The organism is Acidovorax sp. Root70, assembly GCF_001428225.1.
GTDB lineage: Bacteria > Pseudomonadota > Gammaproteobacteria > Burkholderiales > Burkholderiaceae_C > Acidovorax.
In genome coordinates, this window is the sequence record NZ_LMHQ01000004.1 from 79,869 (window position 1) to 94,909 (window position 15,041).

Sequence of the window (15,041 nt, forward strand, 5' to 3'; positions counted from 1 at the left end):
CTAGGCAATCATGCGCTGAGCGCTCCTCTTTTGATAGTGTTTGGCGATTCAGCGTGCCTTGGGCCTTGTCGCCCAGGCGAGCACAAAGCTGAACGCCAACGCGGGCAGGGCGGAGCCCGCATCAGGCAGCACCTTGGGGGCCAGGTGGTACACCGCGATGCCCGCCAGCCAAATCGCAACGGGCACGCCGTGGACCTTGCGCGCCGTCGCCAGCAGGGCGGTGGCCTGGGCGCCAAACGCCAGGCGCCCCAGGATCACGCCAAACAGTGGCACAAACACCGAGCTGAGCAGCAGCAGAAATGGTTCCAGGCTGTGCATGGGCAGCACCAGCGCCAGCGCCGTGCACAACGCAGCCACCAGCAGGCCCCAGCCACGCACGCCCCAGCGCGGCAGCAGGCTGTGGGCCGACACCGCGCCCGAGTACGCGTCGCCATAGGCGTTGTCCACTTCGTCGATCAGGATCAGCGACAGCGCAATCAGCCCGCCCTGGGCCAGCAGCAGCGCCTGCACCAGGTCCTGGCTGGGCAAAGTCAGCGCCACCAGCACACCCAGGCTGTAGCACCAGATGTTGGCCAGCGCATAGCCCAGCCAGGTGCCGCGCAGCGCAGAGCCCCCGTTCTTGCCATGGCGTGCGTAGTCGGCCACCAGCGGCAGCCACGAGATGGGCATGGCGATCACCAAGTCGAGTGCGGGCAACACGCCCATGCCGCCTTCGCCCTTGCGCGTCCACAGCGCTTCAAGGCCTTGCGCTTGTGCCAGCGACAAAAACTGCCACGACAGCCACAGCAGCGACAGCACCACCAGCGGCAGCGCAATGCGCGCAATCAGCTTGCGCACCAGCTGCACCATCGACCCGCTGATGAGCAGCATCACCACGCCGCCCCATAGCAGCGTGGCCGCTACCTGCCAGTGGGCACCGGCCATGGCGCCCGACTGCTGGCCGATGGCCACGGTGGCATCGCGCATCACCACCAGCTCGAACGTGCCCCAGCCCACCAGCTGCACGATGTTCAGGATGATGGGCAGGCTGGCAAACGTGCGGCCATACACGGCGTGCATCAGGCCTGCGCTGGCCAGGCCGCTGTCGCAACCCAGCTTGGCGACCCAGCCCAGAAGACCTGCGCCCACGATGGAGCCGGCGATGATGGCAATCAGTGCCTCTTTGGTGCCCAGTGCAGGCATCAGGTAGGCACCCACCTGCATCACCAGCAGGCCCACGCCCAGACTGAACCAGAGCGAGGCGTGGTCGTGCCACTGGAAGACGCGGCGGTCGGATGAGACAGGGGCCAGCGCTTCGTTGGTGGCGGCAGCGGGCGCGGTGGTGTGGACAGGCATCGGAGGGCTCCGTAGACAGGCATACAGAGCAGGGGCGGCCCGGGCGGCTGGCACCCGGCGGCAGCGATTAGCGTTGCGGGGCGTGGCGTCGGCGGACTTGGCTTCCCTGCGCGAGGATGATCTCACGCACACCGCCGTCAGACGTTCTTACGGCCGGTGTGCAACAGGTTCAAAGGGTGTGATCTCAGCCCCGCACACGGCGGGACACCCCTAGCGTGCCGCCCGAGGGCAGCGGCGCGATTGTGCCACGCGGAAACGCTTGGTTGCATCCGTGGCGGGACAGGCGGAGCCAGCAGGGCCTCGGCGGGGCAGGGCCAATAGGATGCTGTCACGTCGGACTGCTGTCGCTGGGGGTGGGTTGCGCTCGCGCATGTTGGTCGGGGACCTGCGGGTGGGCCGGCCCGTTGCGGACACTGCGGTCTTGAAGCGCGAGCCCGTGGGCAGCAAGGCGGATTCCCCGCCGTGATGACCAGGTCAGCCCTTGGCTTGCGCGCTTGCCAGCAAGGCCTTCAGCGCGGCGCGCAACACGCCCGTGCCTTCTTCTGCGCTCAGCAGCCCAGCGCTCACGAAGGCACCGTTGACCAGCACCGCCAGTTGGGCGGCAAGCCGGTCCGGGTCGGCCGCATCCAGCCGAACGGCGATGGCACGCAGCCGCTGGCGCAGCGCCTGCATGTGCCGTTGCGAGACCAGACGGGCGGGGTGATCCTGCTCGGCAAATTCTGCCGCCACATTGATCTGCGGGCAGCCCCGGTAGTTGGAGCGGGCCAGGCGCTCGCCGATCCAGACCATGTGCGCATCCAGCTCGCCCGCCGGGTCTTCGCGGAACTGTGCGGCTACCCCATCCCACGTGGCCCAGAAGTCGACGTCTTCCCGCTCCAGAAACGCCACGATGAGGTCGTCCTTGGTGGGGAAATAGCGGTACAGGCTGGTCTTGGCCACGGCGGCTTCCAGCACCACCAGGTCCACCCCCACGGCGCGCACGCCGCGTTCGTAGAAGAGGCGCGACGCCGTGTCCAGGATGCGGGCGCGTACGTCGCCCACTTCACCCGCCGCCGTAGCGGCGCGCCGCGAACGCGCAGGAAGGGCGGAGTTGGGGCGGGTGGTGGGCGCGACGGAGGCTGGCCCAGTGTCGGCCCCGGCGGAGCGGTCGCCAGGGGGCAATGGGGCAAAAGTGGCGGAGGACATATTGACAATGATACAGACCTGTCTGTAATATTGTAAGAACAGACAGGTCTGTATCGTTTGTTGATCGCATTTCTGTTGTTTCCCTTTTTCTACTTCGAGGATTTGCCATGAACCCCACCCGTGCAGCCATCGCTATTTTCGGAGCCGCCGGTCACACCGGCCGGTTCGTCGTCCAGGAGGCACTGCGGCGCGGCCTGGTTGTCGTGGCCGTGGGCCGCGATGCCCGCAAGCTCGACGACAGTCTGCCCTCGGGCGTCGAGTGGCGCGTGGCGGATATCGCCGATCCGTCCAGCCTGGACCGGGCCTTTGCCGGCTGCTCGGTGGTCATCAATTGCGCCGGGCCCTTTCTGGACACCGCGGCCCCGGTGGGCGCCGCGGCCCTGCGGGGGGGCTGCCACTACCTCGATGTGACGGCCGAGCAGGGCAGTGCACAGGCCACGCTGGCCGACCTGGACGCCCCCGCGCAGGCGGCAGGTCGCGTGGCGATTCCGGCCGCTGCCTTCTACGGCGGCCTGGCCGACCTGCTGGCCAGCAGCGTGGCGGCGCCCGGCCCCATTGACGCGATCACCGTGGCCATCGGACTGGATCACTGGTGGCCCACCGTCGGCACACGGCGCACGGGCGAGCGCAACACCGCACCCCGGATGGTGGTGAAGGAGGGGCACCTGGCACCGCTGGTGCCGTCGCCGCAGGTGCCTGACTGGCGCTTTAGCGGGCCACTGGGCCGCCAGGCCATGGTGGAGATCCCTTTCAGCGAGGTCATCACGCTGGCCCACCACCTGCCTGTACACAACATCCGCTCGCTGCTCAACCGGTCTGCATTGCAGGACATACGCGATGCGGCCACCCCACCGCCCGTCGCAGCGGACGGCTCCGGCCGCTCGGCCCAGCAGTTCGAGATGGTGGTGCAGGTCGAGCAGAACGGTACGGCCCGCACGACCTGTGTGCGCGGTCAGGATATCTACGCGGTGACGGCGCCCATCGTGATCGAGGTGGCGCAGCGGCTCATCGACCCAGCTTTTCAACGCAGCGGTGCGCTGGCCCTGGCGCAGGCGGTGGATGCTGTGGACGTACTGCAGTCGCTGCACGACGCGGCCGCGCTGCAGTGGTGGGGCGCGGACGCCGCCTGGCGTCAGCCGGCTGATGCGTGCACAGGCACTGCATAGTGCATGACCGACTGCGCCGAGGTCGGGTGGTACCGCGAATCGTAGATTTCCAGGTCCGGCCCGAGCGTGTGCGACCGGCCCCCGGACACCATCCAGCTGCCGTAGATGTAGTTCACCGTCGCGTCCACGTTTCTGGCCTCACCACGGTGGGTGAATCGCGCGTAAGTCGACGCAGGGATCTCCATCGTGGCCATGCCCGCGGGCAGGTCGCCAGCGCCCTGGACCTCGGTGCACGCCAGGTAGCGCAATTGTTCGGTGCGCGGCCCGGCGGGCAACACGACGCCGTAGCAGACGCCGGGCACTGCGTTCGTAATCTCATTCAGGCGCGGCAGGAACTGGCCCCACAGGGGCGGCAGCTTCTGGCCCAGGTTGTTCTTTTCGGAGTCGATGCCGTAGTAGTCGGTGGGCAGGCCCACTACGCGCATGGTGGGGCGCACCTCGATCGTCGGTGCCAGCGAGACGTTGTGGCGAAGGTGCTCCAGGTAGCTCTCGTCCAGACGGACCTTGCGCACGAAGAGTGAGCGATTGCCCATGCGGCGGTACTGCGACGGCGTCAGCCGAAAGCAGTCCTTGAACGCCCGGGTGAAGCTCTCCTGGGTTTCGTAGCCGGCGGCCAGCGCAATGTCGAGCACGCTCAGCCGCGTGCTGGCCAGTTGCTCCAGCGCGTTGGCGAACCGGCGCGAGCGGATGTAGGTCTTCAGGGTCTCGTTGGTCAGGGCCTTGAAGATGCGCTGAAAGTGCCATTGGCTCAGGCCTGCAGCCCGTGCCACGTCGGCCAGATCGATGTCGGATTCAAGACGGGCTTCGATGTAGTCGATGCCCTCCTGGAGTTGTTGCAGATGCAGCACGGGCGGGCCTGTGGATCAGGGAGTGTCAAAAAAGCCGGTCATGGAGACCAGGCGGTTGTCATCGCTGTAGCGGCCGTAGCTCACGCCCTCGCCGATCACCTGCCCGCTGCCATTCACCATGTTCCATTTGGCAAGGCTTTGCTGGTTGTGGCTGGCAAAGTAGTGGGTCACAAAGTGGCCCCCCGGTACCTGGCGGTGAAAGTCGTCCATGTAGGCCGTCAGCTGCGCCCAGCCCTGGGCCTTGGCCAGCGGGTCGTTGTAGGTGCAGGCGGGGTCCAGCGACTGGGCGAACAGGGCATCGCGCTCGGCGGCCGAGTCGGTCCTCCACGACGCGGTGTAGGTGTCCCAGATGGATTGAAGAGGGTGTTGGCTCATGGTGTGCTCCTGAAGGGGGATGGAGACGCCATCGTGCCGGGCGCTTGCGCGCCTTTTGGACATTTTGTGCTTATTTGTCAGCGCGCCGTTCTGGCTGGGCGACGGTGCCCTGATCCGCCCGGGACTATGCGCTGGCGGAAGGTGTCGATGCCGGCGCCACGCCCAGCAACTGGTGCAGCCGCGGGCTGGTGGTGGTGTATTGCAGCGCCACCTTGTCGCCCTTGATGGCCTCGGCCGCGCCAAAGGCGGCCAGCGTGGCTTCGTGAAAGCCGCACAGGATGAGCTTGCGTTTGCCAGGGTAGGTGTTGATGTCACCTACAGCGTAGATGCCGGGTACGCTGGTGCGAAAGGACTCGGTGTCCACCACCAGCTGCTTGCGGTCCATGGCCAGGCCCCAGTCGGCAATGGGGCCCAGGCGGGGCGAGATGCCGAGCACGGCCACCAGCAGGTCGAGCCCAAGGGTGCGGGTGCTGCCATCGGTATCCACTACCTGCAACGCGCTCAGTTGTTCTCCAGAGGCTTCGATGCCAGTGATCTGCGCAGCCTCAACATGGATGCGCCCCGCATCGCGCAAGTGCTGCAGGCGCTGCAGCAGGGCATCGGGCGCCTGGAACACGTCTCGCCGGTGCAGCAGGCTGACGCGGGCGGCCTGGCCCTGTTCGGCCAGCTCCACGACGCGCGCCACGGCAGGCTCGTCGCCACCATGCACTACGACGTGGCGACCCGTCGCATCCACGCTGACGGGCAGGCGCTGGTAGTGCAGCTGCGTGCCCACAAACCGCTCGATGCCGTCCACCTTGAGCGTGCGGGGCACAAAGGCGCCCACCCCTGCTGCAATGAATACAGTGCGTGCCAGCAGCTGCGCACCTTGCGAGGTTTCGACCCGCAAGCGCCCATCGGCTTGTACGGTGAGGGCGGACACCAGCGTGTTGAGATGCCACTGGGTCTTGAACGGTGCGATCTGCCGCAGCAGCAGGTCGGCCAGCTCGCGCCCGGTGCACACCGGGATGCCCGGGATGTCATAGATGGGCTTGTCGCCATACAGCTCGACACACTGGCCGCCCGCATGGGGCAGGGCGTCGATCAGTTGGGCGGTGATGCCCTGCAGGCCCAGCTGGAAGACCTGGAACAGGCCCACGGGACCCGCGCCGATGACGACGGCGTCGGCTTCCACCACAGCGGGCACTTGCACAGTCTGGGTCACCAGCGGGGCGCGCGAGGGTTTACTTGATCAGCTCGTTGACTTTGCCCGGCTTGCCGTTCCACTCGTCGGCGTCAGGCAGCGCAGGCTTGCGCTTGGTGATGCTCTTCCAGCCGTCAGCAAAAGCCAGGTCGGCGTTGAGCTTGATGAAGGCGAGCTGGTCGGCCGGCAGGTCTTCTTCGGCAAAGATGGCGTTGGCCGGGCACTCGGGGATGCAGACGGCGCAATCGATGCACTCATCGGGATCGATGACGAGCATGTTCGGGCCTTCGCGGAAGCAGTCCACGGGGCACACGTCCACACAATCGGTGTACTTGCACTTGATGCAGTTTTCGGAAACGACGTGGGTCATGACAGGAGTTGTGTGGGTCGGTGAAAACCCTCAATTTTAGGGGCTTTCATCGGCCTTGGGGGAGAGGGCCCCTCTTACAGGAGGGGTGTCAGGGCGTTCAGGGGTTGATGGGGATCAGTTCACCAGCACGGCACCGGCGGTTTTGTGGCTGGCGGTGTCCACCAGGATCAGCGACCCCAGCACGCGGGCCTGGCTGAACGCAGCCGCCGGAATCGCCTCTTGCAGCACGAGCTGGACATGGCCGATCGCATTGGGGTCGAGCTGCGCGGCTGCTTCCTCGGCCAGCGTGTTGATGTTCAGCTTGTGCACCACGGCCTTCACCTTGGCCTTGACCCAGCGGTGACCGTGCAGGGCCCAGTACACACGGCCTGCAACCAGGGGCTCGTCGTCCATCCAGGCGATGGTGGTGGAGAGCTCGCGGCTGGCGGGCCAGGCAGGCGTTGCTGCGGGGGTGTCACCGAAGTCGTCATCGGCGGCAGGGGCGGCCGCTGCCGTGGGCGCCGCCAGAATCCAGTCGCCACGCGAGACATCCACCTCGCGGTCCAGGATGATGCCGGCGCTGGTGCCTGCGGGCACGTCCTGCGGGCGGCGGGCGTGGTCCAGCACTTGCGCCACCGTAGCCAGCTGGCCGCTCGGAAAGATCTGCACGGCGGCGCCGGGGGCAAAGCTGCCTGCGGCCACCCGGCCCCAGAACACGCGGCGGCCCTGGGAGGTGTCGGAGGAGGAGGACGAGGATTTCTCGACCCACTGCACCGGGAATGCCAGGGGCAGCGCCGTGTCTGCAGGGGTGTTGGGCAGTTCTTCGAGCACTTGCAGCAGCGTGGGGCCGTTGTAGCCGCACCAGCCCGCATGGGCATCGACCACGTTCCAGCCCTTCAAGGCCGAGACGGGCACCGTGGCGCGCACGCTGATGCCCGCTGCCTGGGCGAAGGCCTGCAGCGCGCCCTGGATGTGCTTCCAGGCGAGCGCGGGGTTTTCCACCGCGTCGAGCTTGTTCACGGCAAACACCAGCGAATGCACGCGCAGCAGATGGGCCAGCAGGCTGTGGCGACGCGTTTGCGGCAGCAAGGCGAGTGCGGGGTTGGTCCAGTCGAGCTTGGTGGCATCGACCAGCACCACGGCGGCGTCGGCGCTGGATGCGGCGGTGACCATGTTGCGGGTGTACTGCTCGTGGCCGGGCGCATCGCCGATGATGAACTTGCGCTCTTCAGTGGCGAAGTAGCGGTAGGCGACGTCGATGGTGATGCCTTGCTCGCGCTCGGCGGAGAGGCCGTCGGTCAGCAGGGCCAGGTCGGTCTCGCCTTGGCGCTGCACGCCGGCCAGGTGGTCTTGCAGCACGGCCTTGCTGTCCACCAGCAGGCGGCCGATCAGCGTGCTCTTGCCGTCATCGACGGAACCACAAGTGATGAACTTGAGGGCGGAAATATGGTCGTTTTGGCTGGTAGCGCTAGTGTTGTTTGCGCTGGATGCTATTGAATTGATAGCGTTCATCAGAAATACCCGTCCTTCTTGCGCTTCTCCATCGAAGCATCCGATGTCTTGTCGTCCATGCGCGTTGCGCCGCGCTCGCTCACGTCGGCGGCCAGGGTCTCGATGACGATCTCGGCCGGGGTGGCGGCGGTGCTTTCCACGGGGGCGGTGCAGGTGATGTCGCCCACGGTGCGGAAGCGCACGTCGCGCGTTTCCACCACATCGCCTTCACGCGCGGGGGTCAGCTCGGTCACGGGCATCAAGAGGCCCTTCTTGTCCACCACTTGGCGCTTGTGCGTGTAGTAGATGCTGGGCAGGCCGATCTGCTCGCGGTCGATGTACTGCCACACGTCCAGCTCGGTCCAGTTGCTGATGGGGAACACGCGGAAGTGTTCGCCGGGCTGCAGGCGGGTGTTGAACAGTGTCCACAGCTCAGGGCGCTGGGCCTTGGGCTGCCATTGGCCAAAGCTGTCGCGGTGGCTGAAGATGCGCTCTTTGGCGCGGGCCTTTTCTTCGTCGCGGCGGGCGCCGCCGATCAGCGCGTCAAAGCGGAATTCTTCAATCGCTTCGAGCAGCGTGACCGACTGGTGCACGTTGCGCGACTCGCCGGGGTGGGCCAGGCGCACGGTGCCGCGCGCCATCGAATCTTCGACGTTGCGCACGATGAGTTCGGCGCCCAGTTCCTTGGCGCGGAAGTCGCGGAAGTCCGTCACTTCGGGGAAGTTGTGGCCCGTATCGATCATGAGCAAAGGGTACGGAATGCCGCCGCCGCTGGCCTTGGTGCCAAAGGCCTTTTCAGCGCACTTGAGCATGACCAGCGAGTCCTTGCCGCCCGAAAACAGCAGTGCGGGGCGCTCGAAGGCGGCGGCGACTTCGCGCAGGATGAAGATGGTTTCTTCTTCCAGCGCGTCGAGGTGCGAGTTGTTGAGGTGGTAGCTCATGTTGTTGGTTTTCTCAAGCAGCGCTGAGTCGGTGCGGGCATTCATGGTCGGATCTGCGGTGGGTTCAATGCGCAAGGTGCAGGCCGCACTCGCGGTTGTCTTCGCCCTTGGTGGGGTCCACGTAGTCGAAGTTGTTGGGCAGTCCGTGCTTCACGCAGTATTCGTGCAGGTCTTTGGACGACCAGTGCAGTAGCGGTGCGACCTTGATCAGGCCATCGGGGTTGATGCTCACCGGGTCCATCTGTGCGCGCACGGCGGTGTCGGTGGCGCGCAGGGCGGTGAACCAAACTTGCGGCGCGGTCTCGCGCAGGGCGCGGGCAAAGGGTTCGAGCTTCACCTCTTCGGTGAAAGCGGCGTGGCGCGGGTCGTCCAGTGCGGGCGTGGGGCCGTCCACGGCTTCACGGTGGGCGCGCGAGCGCAGGGGCAGGTAGATCTGCAGGTTCAAACCCAGCTGCTTCGTCACCTCGTCGGCAAAGCGGTAGGTGGCTTCGGTGTTGTAGCCGTTGTCCATCCACACCACCGGCACATCGGGCTTCACCTGCGTGACGAGGTGCAGGATCACAGCCTCGAACGGGCGGAAGTTGGTGGTGACGATGCTGGTCTGGCCCAGGCCCAGAGCCCATTCGACCAGGGCGGGGGCATTGCGGCCCAGGTCGGCGTTGATGGCGGCGAGGTCAAGCTGGCTCATGGCGTGGGTGGTGTCTCTCATGTTCATCAGGCGGCCTCGCGGAAGTGGGGCAGCGGGTGCGTCACGTCGCCCTGATAGAAGGCCTTGAAGCGGTCAAACTGGCGCTGGGCGTCGGCCATATCCACGCCCTCGCGCAGCACCGCTACGTCAAAGCCGCAGCGGGCCATCTGCACCAGCTGGTCGATCAGTACGTCACCCGTGGCACGCAGCTCGCCCGCAAACTTCAGGCGACCGCGCAGCAGGCGTGCCTGGCTGAAGGCCCGGCCGTCGGTGAACTTGGGAAACTGCAGGTCAATGCGGTCCACGCCCGCCAGGTCCAGTTCGAAAGGGTTGGTGTCGTTGGGCAGTTCAATGATCTTCTGGCCGGCAACGTCAGTGTGGTGCTCGTGAGCAGCTATTATTTTCATAGTGTGCGATGCCTCAGGCGGCTTCGGTTTCAGCAGGGTGGCGCGCGGCATTGGCGGCGGCCTTGAAGGGGTCGAGACCGACACGGCGCACCGTGTCGATAAAGTTCTCGTGGCGCGGTCCTTCGGCGTCGCCGGCCAGCAGCAGGCGCTCTGCACGGTAGACGGCCAGCAGGGCTTCGATCACGCCCGGCACTTCGGAGGCGCTGAACGAGGGGCCGATGATCTTGCCCGGCGTGGCGGGGCCCGACAGGTCGGAGCCATCGGCCCCGCCCAGCGTGATCTGGTACCACTCCTTGCCGTCTTTGTCCACGCCCAGGATGCCGATGTGGCCGCTGTGGTGGTGGCCGCAGCTGTTGATGCAGCCGCTGATGTGCAGGTCGATCTCGCCCAGGTCCCACAGCTCGTCCAGGTCCTGGTAGCGCTCGGTGATGGCCTCGGCAATGGGCAGCGAACGGGCATTGGCCAGCGAGCAGAAGTCACCGCCGGGGCAGGCGATCATGTCGGTCAGCAGGCCGATGTTGGGCTTGGCCAGGCCCAGCGCCTTGGCGGCCTGGTACAGCGCGGGCAGCTGGTCGCGGCGCACCCAGGGCAGCAGCAGGTTTTGTTCGTGCGTCACGCGCGATTCACCCCCCGAGAAGCGGTCGGCCAGCTCGGCGGCGGCCTCCATCTGCTCGGCCGTGGCGTCGCCGGGCGCATAGCCCAGGCGCTTGAACGACAGCATCACCGCGCGCAGCTGCGGGTGGCGGTGCGGCAGCACGTTGCTGGTGAGCCAGCGGCCAAAGTCGCGGTCGTCGCTGGCGGCGGTGCGTAGCAGTTCCAGGGTTTCGGCTTCGGCGTTGGCGGGCGAGAGGTCGAGGTCGGGCTCGCGGAAGTTCGCGGCCACGCGGTCGTATTCGGCCTGGGTGATGGTGTGCGGGCCGCCTTCGTCCTCGACGATCTGGCGGAACTCTTCATTCACCTGGTCGATGTAGCTCTGGCCCTCGGCCTTCACCAAAATCTTGATGCGCGCCTTCCAGCTGTTATCGCGGCGGCCGTAGCGGTTGTACACGCGGATCACGGCTTCCAGGTAGTTCATGAGCTGGTTCCATGGCAGGAACTCGCGCAGCACCGGGCTGATGGTGGGCGTGCGGCCCATGCCGCCGCCCACGCGCACCTTGAAGCCGAGTTCGCCCGCGTCGTTCTTGACGAGCTGCAGGCCCACGTCGTACCAGCCCAGGGCGGCGCGGTCTTCGCGCGCACCGTTGATCGAGATCTTGAACTTGCGGGGCAGGAACGAAAACTCGGGGTGCAGCGTGCTCCATTGGCGCAGGATTTCGCAAAACGGCCGGGGGTCGGCAATCTCGTCGGCGGCAATGCCGGCCAGCGCGTCGCTGTTGATGTTGCGGATGCAGTTGCCGCTGGTCTGGATGCCGTGCAGTTGCACGGTGGCCAGCAGGTCCATCACGTCCGCGGCCTTGGACAGCGGAATCCAGTTGTACTGCACGTTGGTGCGTGTGGTGAAGTGGCCGTAGCCGTACTTCAGCTTGGTGCCAATACGGCGGCCGTCGGCCAGCGGGATCTCGCCCAGCTTTTCTTGCGTAGCCTGGGCCTCGGCCAGCAGGGCGGGCTCGGGCTGGTCGTATTCGCGGGCCACGCGGGCCAGCACGCGCAGCTGGGTGCTTGACAGCTCGCCGTACGGCACGGCCACGCGCAGCATGGGCGCGTAACGTTGCACATACCAGCCGTTTTGCAGGCGCAGGGGGCGGAACTGCTCCTCAGTCAGCTTGCCCGCTTGCCAGCGTTCGAGCTGGTCGCGGAACTGCTCGGCGCGCAGGCGGATGAATTGGCGGTCAAAGTCGGTGTATTGGTACATCGTGGAGCACTCAGATCAGAATCAGTTTGAAGCCCGCCCAGGCGAGCAGCAGGGAAAGGGCAGAGCGAATGAGGCGCTCGGGCGTGCGGGTGACGAGGCGCGAGCCCAGCCAGATGCCCGGCAGCGAGCCAGCCAGCAATTGTGCAAGCAAAGACCAGTCCACCGAGCCCAGCGATGCGTGTCCCAGCCCGGCCACCAGGGTCAATGGAACGGCGTAGGCAATGTCTGCGCCAATGATGCGCGGTAGCGGCAGCATGGGGTACACCAGCAGCAGCACCGTCACGCCAATGGCGCCTGCGCCCACTGAGGTGAAGGTGACCAGCGTGCCGATCACCGCGCCCAGCAGAACCGGCAGGCTCCAGTGGCGCGGGCGGGCGGGGTCGCCCACGTGGTTCTTGCGGGCTGCTGCCTCAGCCGCCTGGCGTTGGGCGGAGAAAGCAATGACTTTGTAGAGCGTTGCCGCTGCCGTGAGCAGCAGGGCAAAACCCAGCGTGGTGGTCATGATGGCCTGCGCGGTGCCGCTGGCTGGGCCCATCACCTGGAGGGCCCACAACGCCAGCAGCGCGGCCGGAATGCTGCCGGCGCACAGCTGGCCCACCACCTTCCAGGGCACCAGGCGCTGGCGCGCGAGGCTCACGGTGCCGCCCATCTTGGTAAAGGCGGCAAACAGCAGGTCGGTGCCCACGGCCATGTGGGGCTTGATGCCAAAGAAGAAGATGAGGATGGGCGTCATCAGCGAGCCACCGCCCACGCCAGTGAGTCCGACGATCAGACCCACTGCAAATCCCGCAAAGACAAACGCCAATTCATGCATGCCGGCGAATGTAGATGGCTTGCTTATGGATGCAAACTATTGTTTTGTGCTTCTAATATGCAAATATGGATATAAGGCAGTGCTGGCCTCGTGCGCCGGGCGGTGGCCGACCGCCTCTGGCGCGCACGCGGCGGCGGTTCACATCCGTTCACTGGACAGAGCGCGGGCCAGCTTGGTGTCCAGCGGTAGGGGCTCGCCGTTGAGGCGGGCGGCCAGCAACTCGCCGCACAGCAAGGCCAGCGTCAGCCCGCGCGCACCCATGGCGGTGCACACCCACAGGCCGGGCAGGGCGGTTGCATCCACCGGCCCAACGATGGGCAGGCGGTCGGGGGCCGTGCAGCGCACGGCGGCCCAGTGCTCGACGGCCGAGGATGCGGTGGTGTCCTGCTCACCAGCACCAGCGGCCAGCCGTGCCTCGAAGCGGGGAGCCAGTTCGCGGGCAGCGGCGGGGATCAGGGTCTGCACTTTGTCCCAATGCGAGCGGTGCGCAGCAAGCTGGTCGGCGGCAGTGGCGGGCAGCTCTGCCACATCGCGCTCAAAAGTGGAGCCCATGATCCAGGCGCGCTCGGTGGCCTCTTCGCCCGGGTTGCCGGGGCTGCCCACGCCGAACGACGGCACCATGTTGCCATGCCCGTTGGTCGGGAACGGCGCTGGCGCCGTCAGGTGGGCGGCATAGCGGCCCCACGACACCTGGCCCCGCACAGGTTGCAGGGGCCAGCGGTCAGCCAGTAGCGGGCTGCTGCCTGCGCCTGCGGCAATCACCACCACGGGGGCCTGGGCCAGTACCTGGCCTTGTGCATCCAGCGCCTGCCATTCGGCCGCGTTGGCGGCGGCGTCCGCAGCAGGCTGGGCGCGCAGGCTGGCCACTGGGCAATTTCCAAGCCACGTGACGCCGGGTTCTTGCAGCAGTGCCCGCACCATCTGGGGCGGGCGTATCCAGCCCGCCTGGGCATGCCAGCAGGCCACCGCATCGGGCGGCAGGTCGGCCTGCTCGCGAGCGGCTTGCGGGGCAGGGACGGTCCAGTCCGCGCCGGGGCCCCCTTGCCAGTCGGTGGGCAGGCCGGGGGGGCCGTCGGTGCGGTGTTCCAGCACGCCGGTGGGGCCCCAGTCCTGCCCGGCCTTCAGGCGCTGGCGGGCTTGCTGCAGCGTGGTCCGCACGCCGCTGCGCGACAGGCGCGACAGCACCGCATCGTCGGGCGATACATGGGGCGCAAACACGCCCGCAGGCAGGCCCGATGCGCCAGCGGCGGGTTCCGCCGCCCCGTCCAGCACCTGCACCTGCCAGCCCCGGCGGGCCAGGCTGGCGGCCGCTGCGGCACCTGCCAGCCCGCCGCCAATCACCAGGCAATGCCGGGGCTGCGGGGCGGCGGTGGGGGGCGCCTCCGGCAAGGCGGCCGTGCGGGGCCGTGGCTCCCAGTGGGGGTTGTAGGTGGCCTGCAGGTTGTCGCGCTTGGGTGGCACGCCGGGCACGCGCTGCACCTCGAAGCCGCATTCGGCCAGCGCATCGCGCACGGCGCGGGCGATGGTCCAGGTGGCGAGCTGGGTGCCCCGGCGGCAGCAGCGCGCCACGGCCTTGAGGGCGTGGGTGCTCCAGATTTCGGGATTGACGGAGGGGCTGAACCCGTCGAGGTACACCGAATCTGCCGTCGGCGCCTGCTGGCGCAGCATCTCCTGCGCGTCCCCCACATACAGGGTGAGCAGCACGCGGCCTTCGTCAAATGCCAGGCGGTGCACGCCGGGCAGCAGGCCCCACCATTGCGCGTGCAATTGCTCAGCCAAGGGCGCTAGTTCGGGGTGGGCCGCAGTGGCCCGCAGCAGGTCGGCCGCGCTCACGGGCCAGGCCTCGGTCGATACGAAGTGCAGCAGCCGGGGGCGGCGCTCGTCGGCCCGCCACGCTGCCCAGGTGACGAGAAAGTTCAGCCCGAAGCCAAAGCCGGTTTCCAGCACCCGCCACTGGGGCTGCCCGGCCCAGGCCGCGGGCAGGCCGCAGCCCTGCAAAAACACCCTGCGGGCCTGGTCCAGCCCTCCGTTTTCGCTGTGGTAGCGGTCGCCAAAGCGGGGGCTGTAGGGGGTGCCGTCGGGCAACCAGTCGATGGGCTCGGACATGGGGTGGGGGGCTGCGAAAACCAGGAGTTGCACGCATTGTGCGCACAACCCAGAAAAAGAAAGGGCGCCACATGGGCGCCGTGCTGAGGCTGGTTTTTTACAGCAAGCAGGCTGAACGTCGGTTGTTCTAGATCACTGGCCGTGAGCGCGCGAAGTGAACCGCGCTGCCAAGAAAGGGTTTGCGTAAAACCACTTTTTGCAGCGCTGCACTGCACTGCGCTTTGCTGCGTTATGCGCTGGGCGGGACGTAGCCCGCTCCGGCGTCTGCGCCGCTGCCGCAAAGTGGTTTTGGCGAAACCAT

The 15,041-nt window shown here is 67.0% G+C and carries 14 protein-coding genes; 1 reads left to right on the plus strand and 13 read right to left on the minus strand.

Features of this window, described 5'->3' with window-relative positions:
• Positions 1–48: 48 nt before the first annotated feature.
• Positions 49–1,335, minus strand: coding sequence for a cytosine permease (locus ASD94_RS03470; RefSeq protein WP_056638669.1), 1,287 nt, complete (start codon positions 1,333–1,335; stop codon positions 49–51).
• 474 nt (positions 1,336–1,809) lie between these two features.
• A complete protein-coding gene (locus tag ASD94_RS03475) occupies positions 1,810–2,520 on the minus strand; it encodes a TetR/AcrR family transcriptional regulator (RefSeq protein WP_082576733.1) in 711 nt (236 codons plus the stop codon).
• Positions 2,521–2,627: 107 nt separating this feature from the next.
• Here ASD94_RS03475 and ASD94_RS03480 point away from each other — a divergent pair, with 107 nt between their 5' ends.
• The gene (locus tag ASD94_RS03480) at positions 2,628–3,686 is read left to right on the plus strand and encodes an NAD(P)H-binding protein (RefSeq protein WP_056638674.1); all 1,059 of its coding nucleotides are present in this window, start codon (positions 2,628–2,630) and stop codon (positions 3,684–3,686) included.
• Here the strand turns inward: ASD94_RS03480 and ASD94_RS03485 are convergent.
• The 11 genes from ASD94_RS03485 to mnmC all read right to left on the minus strand — a co-directional run bounded on the left by ASD94_RS03485 (position 3,653) and on the right by mnmC (position 14,740).
• On the minus strand, positions 3,653–4,534 hold the full coding sequence (locus tag ASD94_RS03485; RefSeq protein ID WP_056638678.1) for a helix-turn-helix domain-containing protein: 882 nt from the start codon (positions 4,532–4,534) through the stop codon (positions 3,653–3,655). The two genes, ASD94_RS03480 and ASD94_RS03485, sit on opposite strands and share 34 nt — an antisense overlap.
• A gap of 15 nt (positions 4,535–4,549) precedes the next feature.
• Positions 4,550–4,909 carry a nuclear transport factor 2 family protein gene (locus tag ASD94_RS03490; protein WP_056638681.1) on the minus strand — a complete coding sequence of 120 codons (360 nt, stop codon included), beginning with the start codon at positions 4,907–4,909 and terminating at the stop codon, positions 4,550–4,552.
• A gap of 124 nt (positions 4,910–5,033) precedes the next feature.
• A complete protein-coding gene (locus ASD94_RS03495) occupies positions 5,034–6,086 on the minus strand; it encodes an NAD(P)/FAD-dependent oxidoreductase (protein ID WP_056638801.1) in 1,053 nt (350 codons plus the stop codon).
• A gap of 46 nt (positions 6,087–6,132) precedes the next feature.
• Positions 6,133–6,462, minus strand: a complete 330-nt coding sequence (gene fdxA, locus ASD94_RS03500) for a ferredoxin FdxA (RefSeq protein WP_056638683.1) — start codon at positions 6,460–6,462, stop codon at positions 6,133–6,135.
• 114 nt (positions 6,463–6,576) lie between these two features.
• A complete protein-coding gene (locus ASD94_RS03505) occupies positions 6,577–7,953 on the minus strand; it encodes a sulfate adenylyltransferase subunit 1 (RefSeq protein WP_056638686.1) in 1,377 nt (458 codons plus the stop codon).
• Positions 7,953–8,918, minus strand: a complete 966-nt coding sequence (cysD, locus tag ASD94_RS03510) for a sulfate adenylyltransferase subunit CysD (RefSeq protein WP_056638688.1) — start codon at positions 8,916–8,918, stop codon at positions 7,953–7,955. Before cysD ends, ASD94_RS03505 begins: the two co-directional genes overlap by 1 nt.
• 19 nt (positions 8,919–8,937) lie before the next feature.
• Positions 8,938–9,588 carry a phosphoadenosine phosphosulfate reductase family protein gene (locus tag ASD94_RS03515; protein ID WP_369818022.1) on the minus strand — a complete coding sequence of 217 codons (651 nt, stop codon included), beginning with the start codon at positions 9,586–9,588 and terminating at the stop codon, positions 8,938–8,940.
• Entirely contained in the window at positions 9,588–9,968 is a 381-nt protein-coding gene (locus tag ASD94_RS03520; protein ID WP_056638695.1) for a DUF934 domain-containing protein, read from the minus strand. Before ASD94_RS03520 ends, ASD94_RS03515 begins: the two co-directional genes overlap by 1 nt.
• A gap of 13 nt (positions 9,969–9,981) precedes the next feature.
• The gene (locus tag ASD94_RS03525; protein WP_056638698.1) at positions 9,982–11,820 is read right to left on the minus strand and encodes a nitrite/sulfite reductase; all 1,839 of its coding nucleotides are present in this window, start codon (positions 11,818–11,820) and stop codon (positions 9,982–9,984) included.
• A 10-nt stretch (positions 11,821–11,830) separates the two neighbouring features.
• Positions 11,831–12,634 carry a sulfite exporter TauE/SafE family protein gene (locus ASD94_RS03530; RefSeq protein WP_056638701.1) on the minus strand — a complete coding sequence of 268 codons (804 nt, stop codon included), beginning with the start codon at positions 12,632–12,634 and terminating at the stop codon, positions 11,831–11,833.
• A gap of 138 nt (positions 12,635–12,772) precedes the next feature.
• Entirely contained in the window at positions 12,773–14,740 is a 1,968-nt protein-coding gene (gene mnmC / locus ASD94_RS03535) for an FAD-dependent 5-carboxymethylaminomethyl-2-thiouridine(34) oxidoreductase MnmC (RefSeq protein ID WP_056638703.1), read from the minus strand.
• Positions 14,741–15,041 lie beyond the last annotated feature (301 nt).

Bases quoted from the DNA above. Each gene is read 5' to 3' on its own strand.
- ASD94_RS03470 (WP_056638669.1), bottom strand. From the start codon at position 1,335: ATGCCTGTCCACACCACCGCGCCCGCTGCCGCCACCAACGAAGCGCTG.
- ASD94_RS03475 (WP_082576733.1), bottom strand. From the start codon at position 2,520: ATGTCCTCCGCCACTTTTGCCCCATTGCCCCCTGGCGACCGCTCCGCC.
- ASD94_RS03480 (WP_056638674.1), top strand. From the start codon at position 2,628: ATGAACCCCACCCGTGCAGCCATCGCTATTTTCGGAGCCGCCGGTCAC.
- ASD94_RS03490 (WP_056638681.1), bottom strand. From the start codon at position 4,909: ATGAGCCAACACCCTCTTCAATCCATCTGGGACACCTACACCGCGTCG.
- fdxA (WP_056638683.1), bottom strand. From the start codon at position 6,462: ATGACCCACGTCGTTTCCGAAAACTGCATCAAGTGCAAGTACACCGAT.
- ASD94_RS03505 (WP_056638686.1), bottom strand. From the start codon at position 7,953: ATGAACGCTATCAATTCAATAGCATCCAGCGCAAACAACACTAGCGCT.
- cysD (WP_056638688.1), bottom strand. From the start codon at position 8,918: ATGAATGCCCGCACCGACTCAGCGCTGCTTGAGAAAACCAACAACATG.
- ASD94_RS03515 (WP_369818022.1), bottom strand. From the start codon at position 9,588: ATGAACATGAGAGACACCACCCACGCCATGAGCCAGCTTGACCTCGCC.
- ASD94_RS03520 (WP_056638695.1), bottom strand. From the start codon at position 9,968: ATGAAAATAATAGCTGCTCACGAGCACCACACTGACGTTGCCGGCCAG.
- ASD94_RS03525 (WP_056638698.1), bottom strand. From the start codon at position 11,820: ATGTACCAATACACCGACTTTGACCGCCAATTCATCCGCCTGCGCGCC.
- ASD94_RS03530 (WP_056638701.1), bottom strand. From the start codon at position 12,634: ATGCATGAATTGGCGTTTGTCTTTGCGGGATTTGCAGTGGGTCTGATC.
- mnmC (WP_056638703.1), bottom strand. From the start codon at position 14,740: ATGTCCGAGCCCATCGACTGGTTGCCCGACGGCACCCCCTACAGCCCC.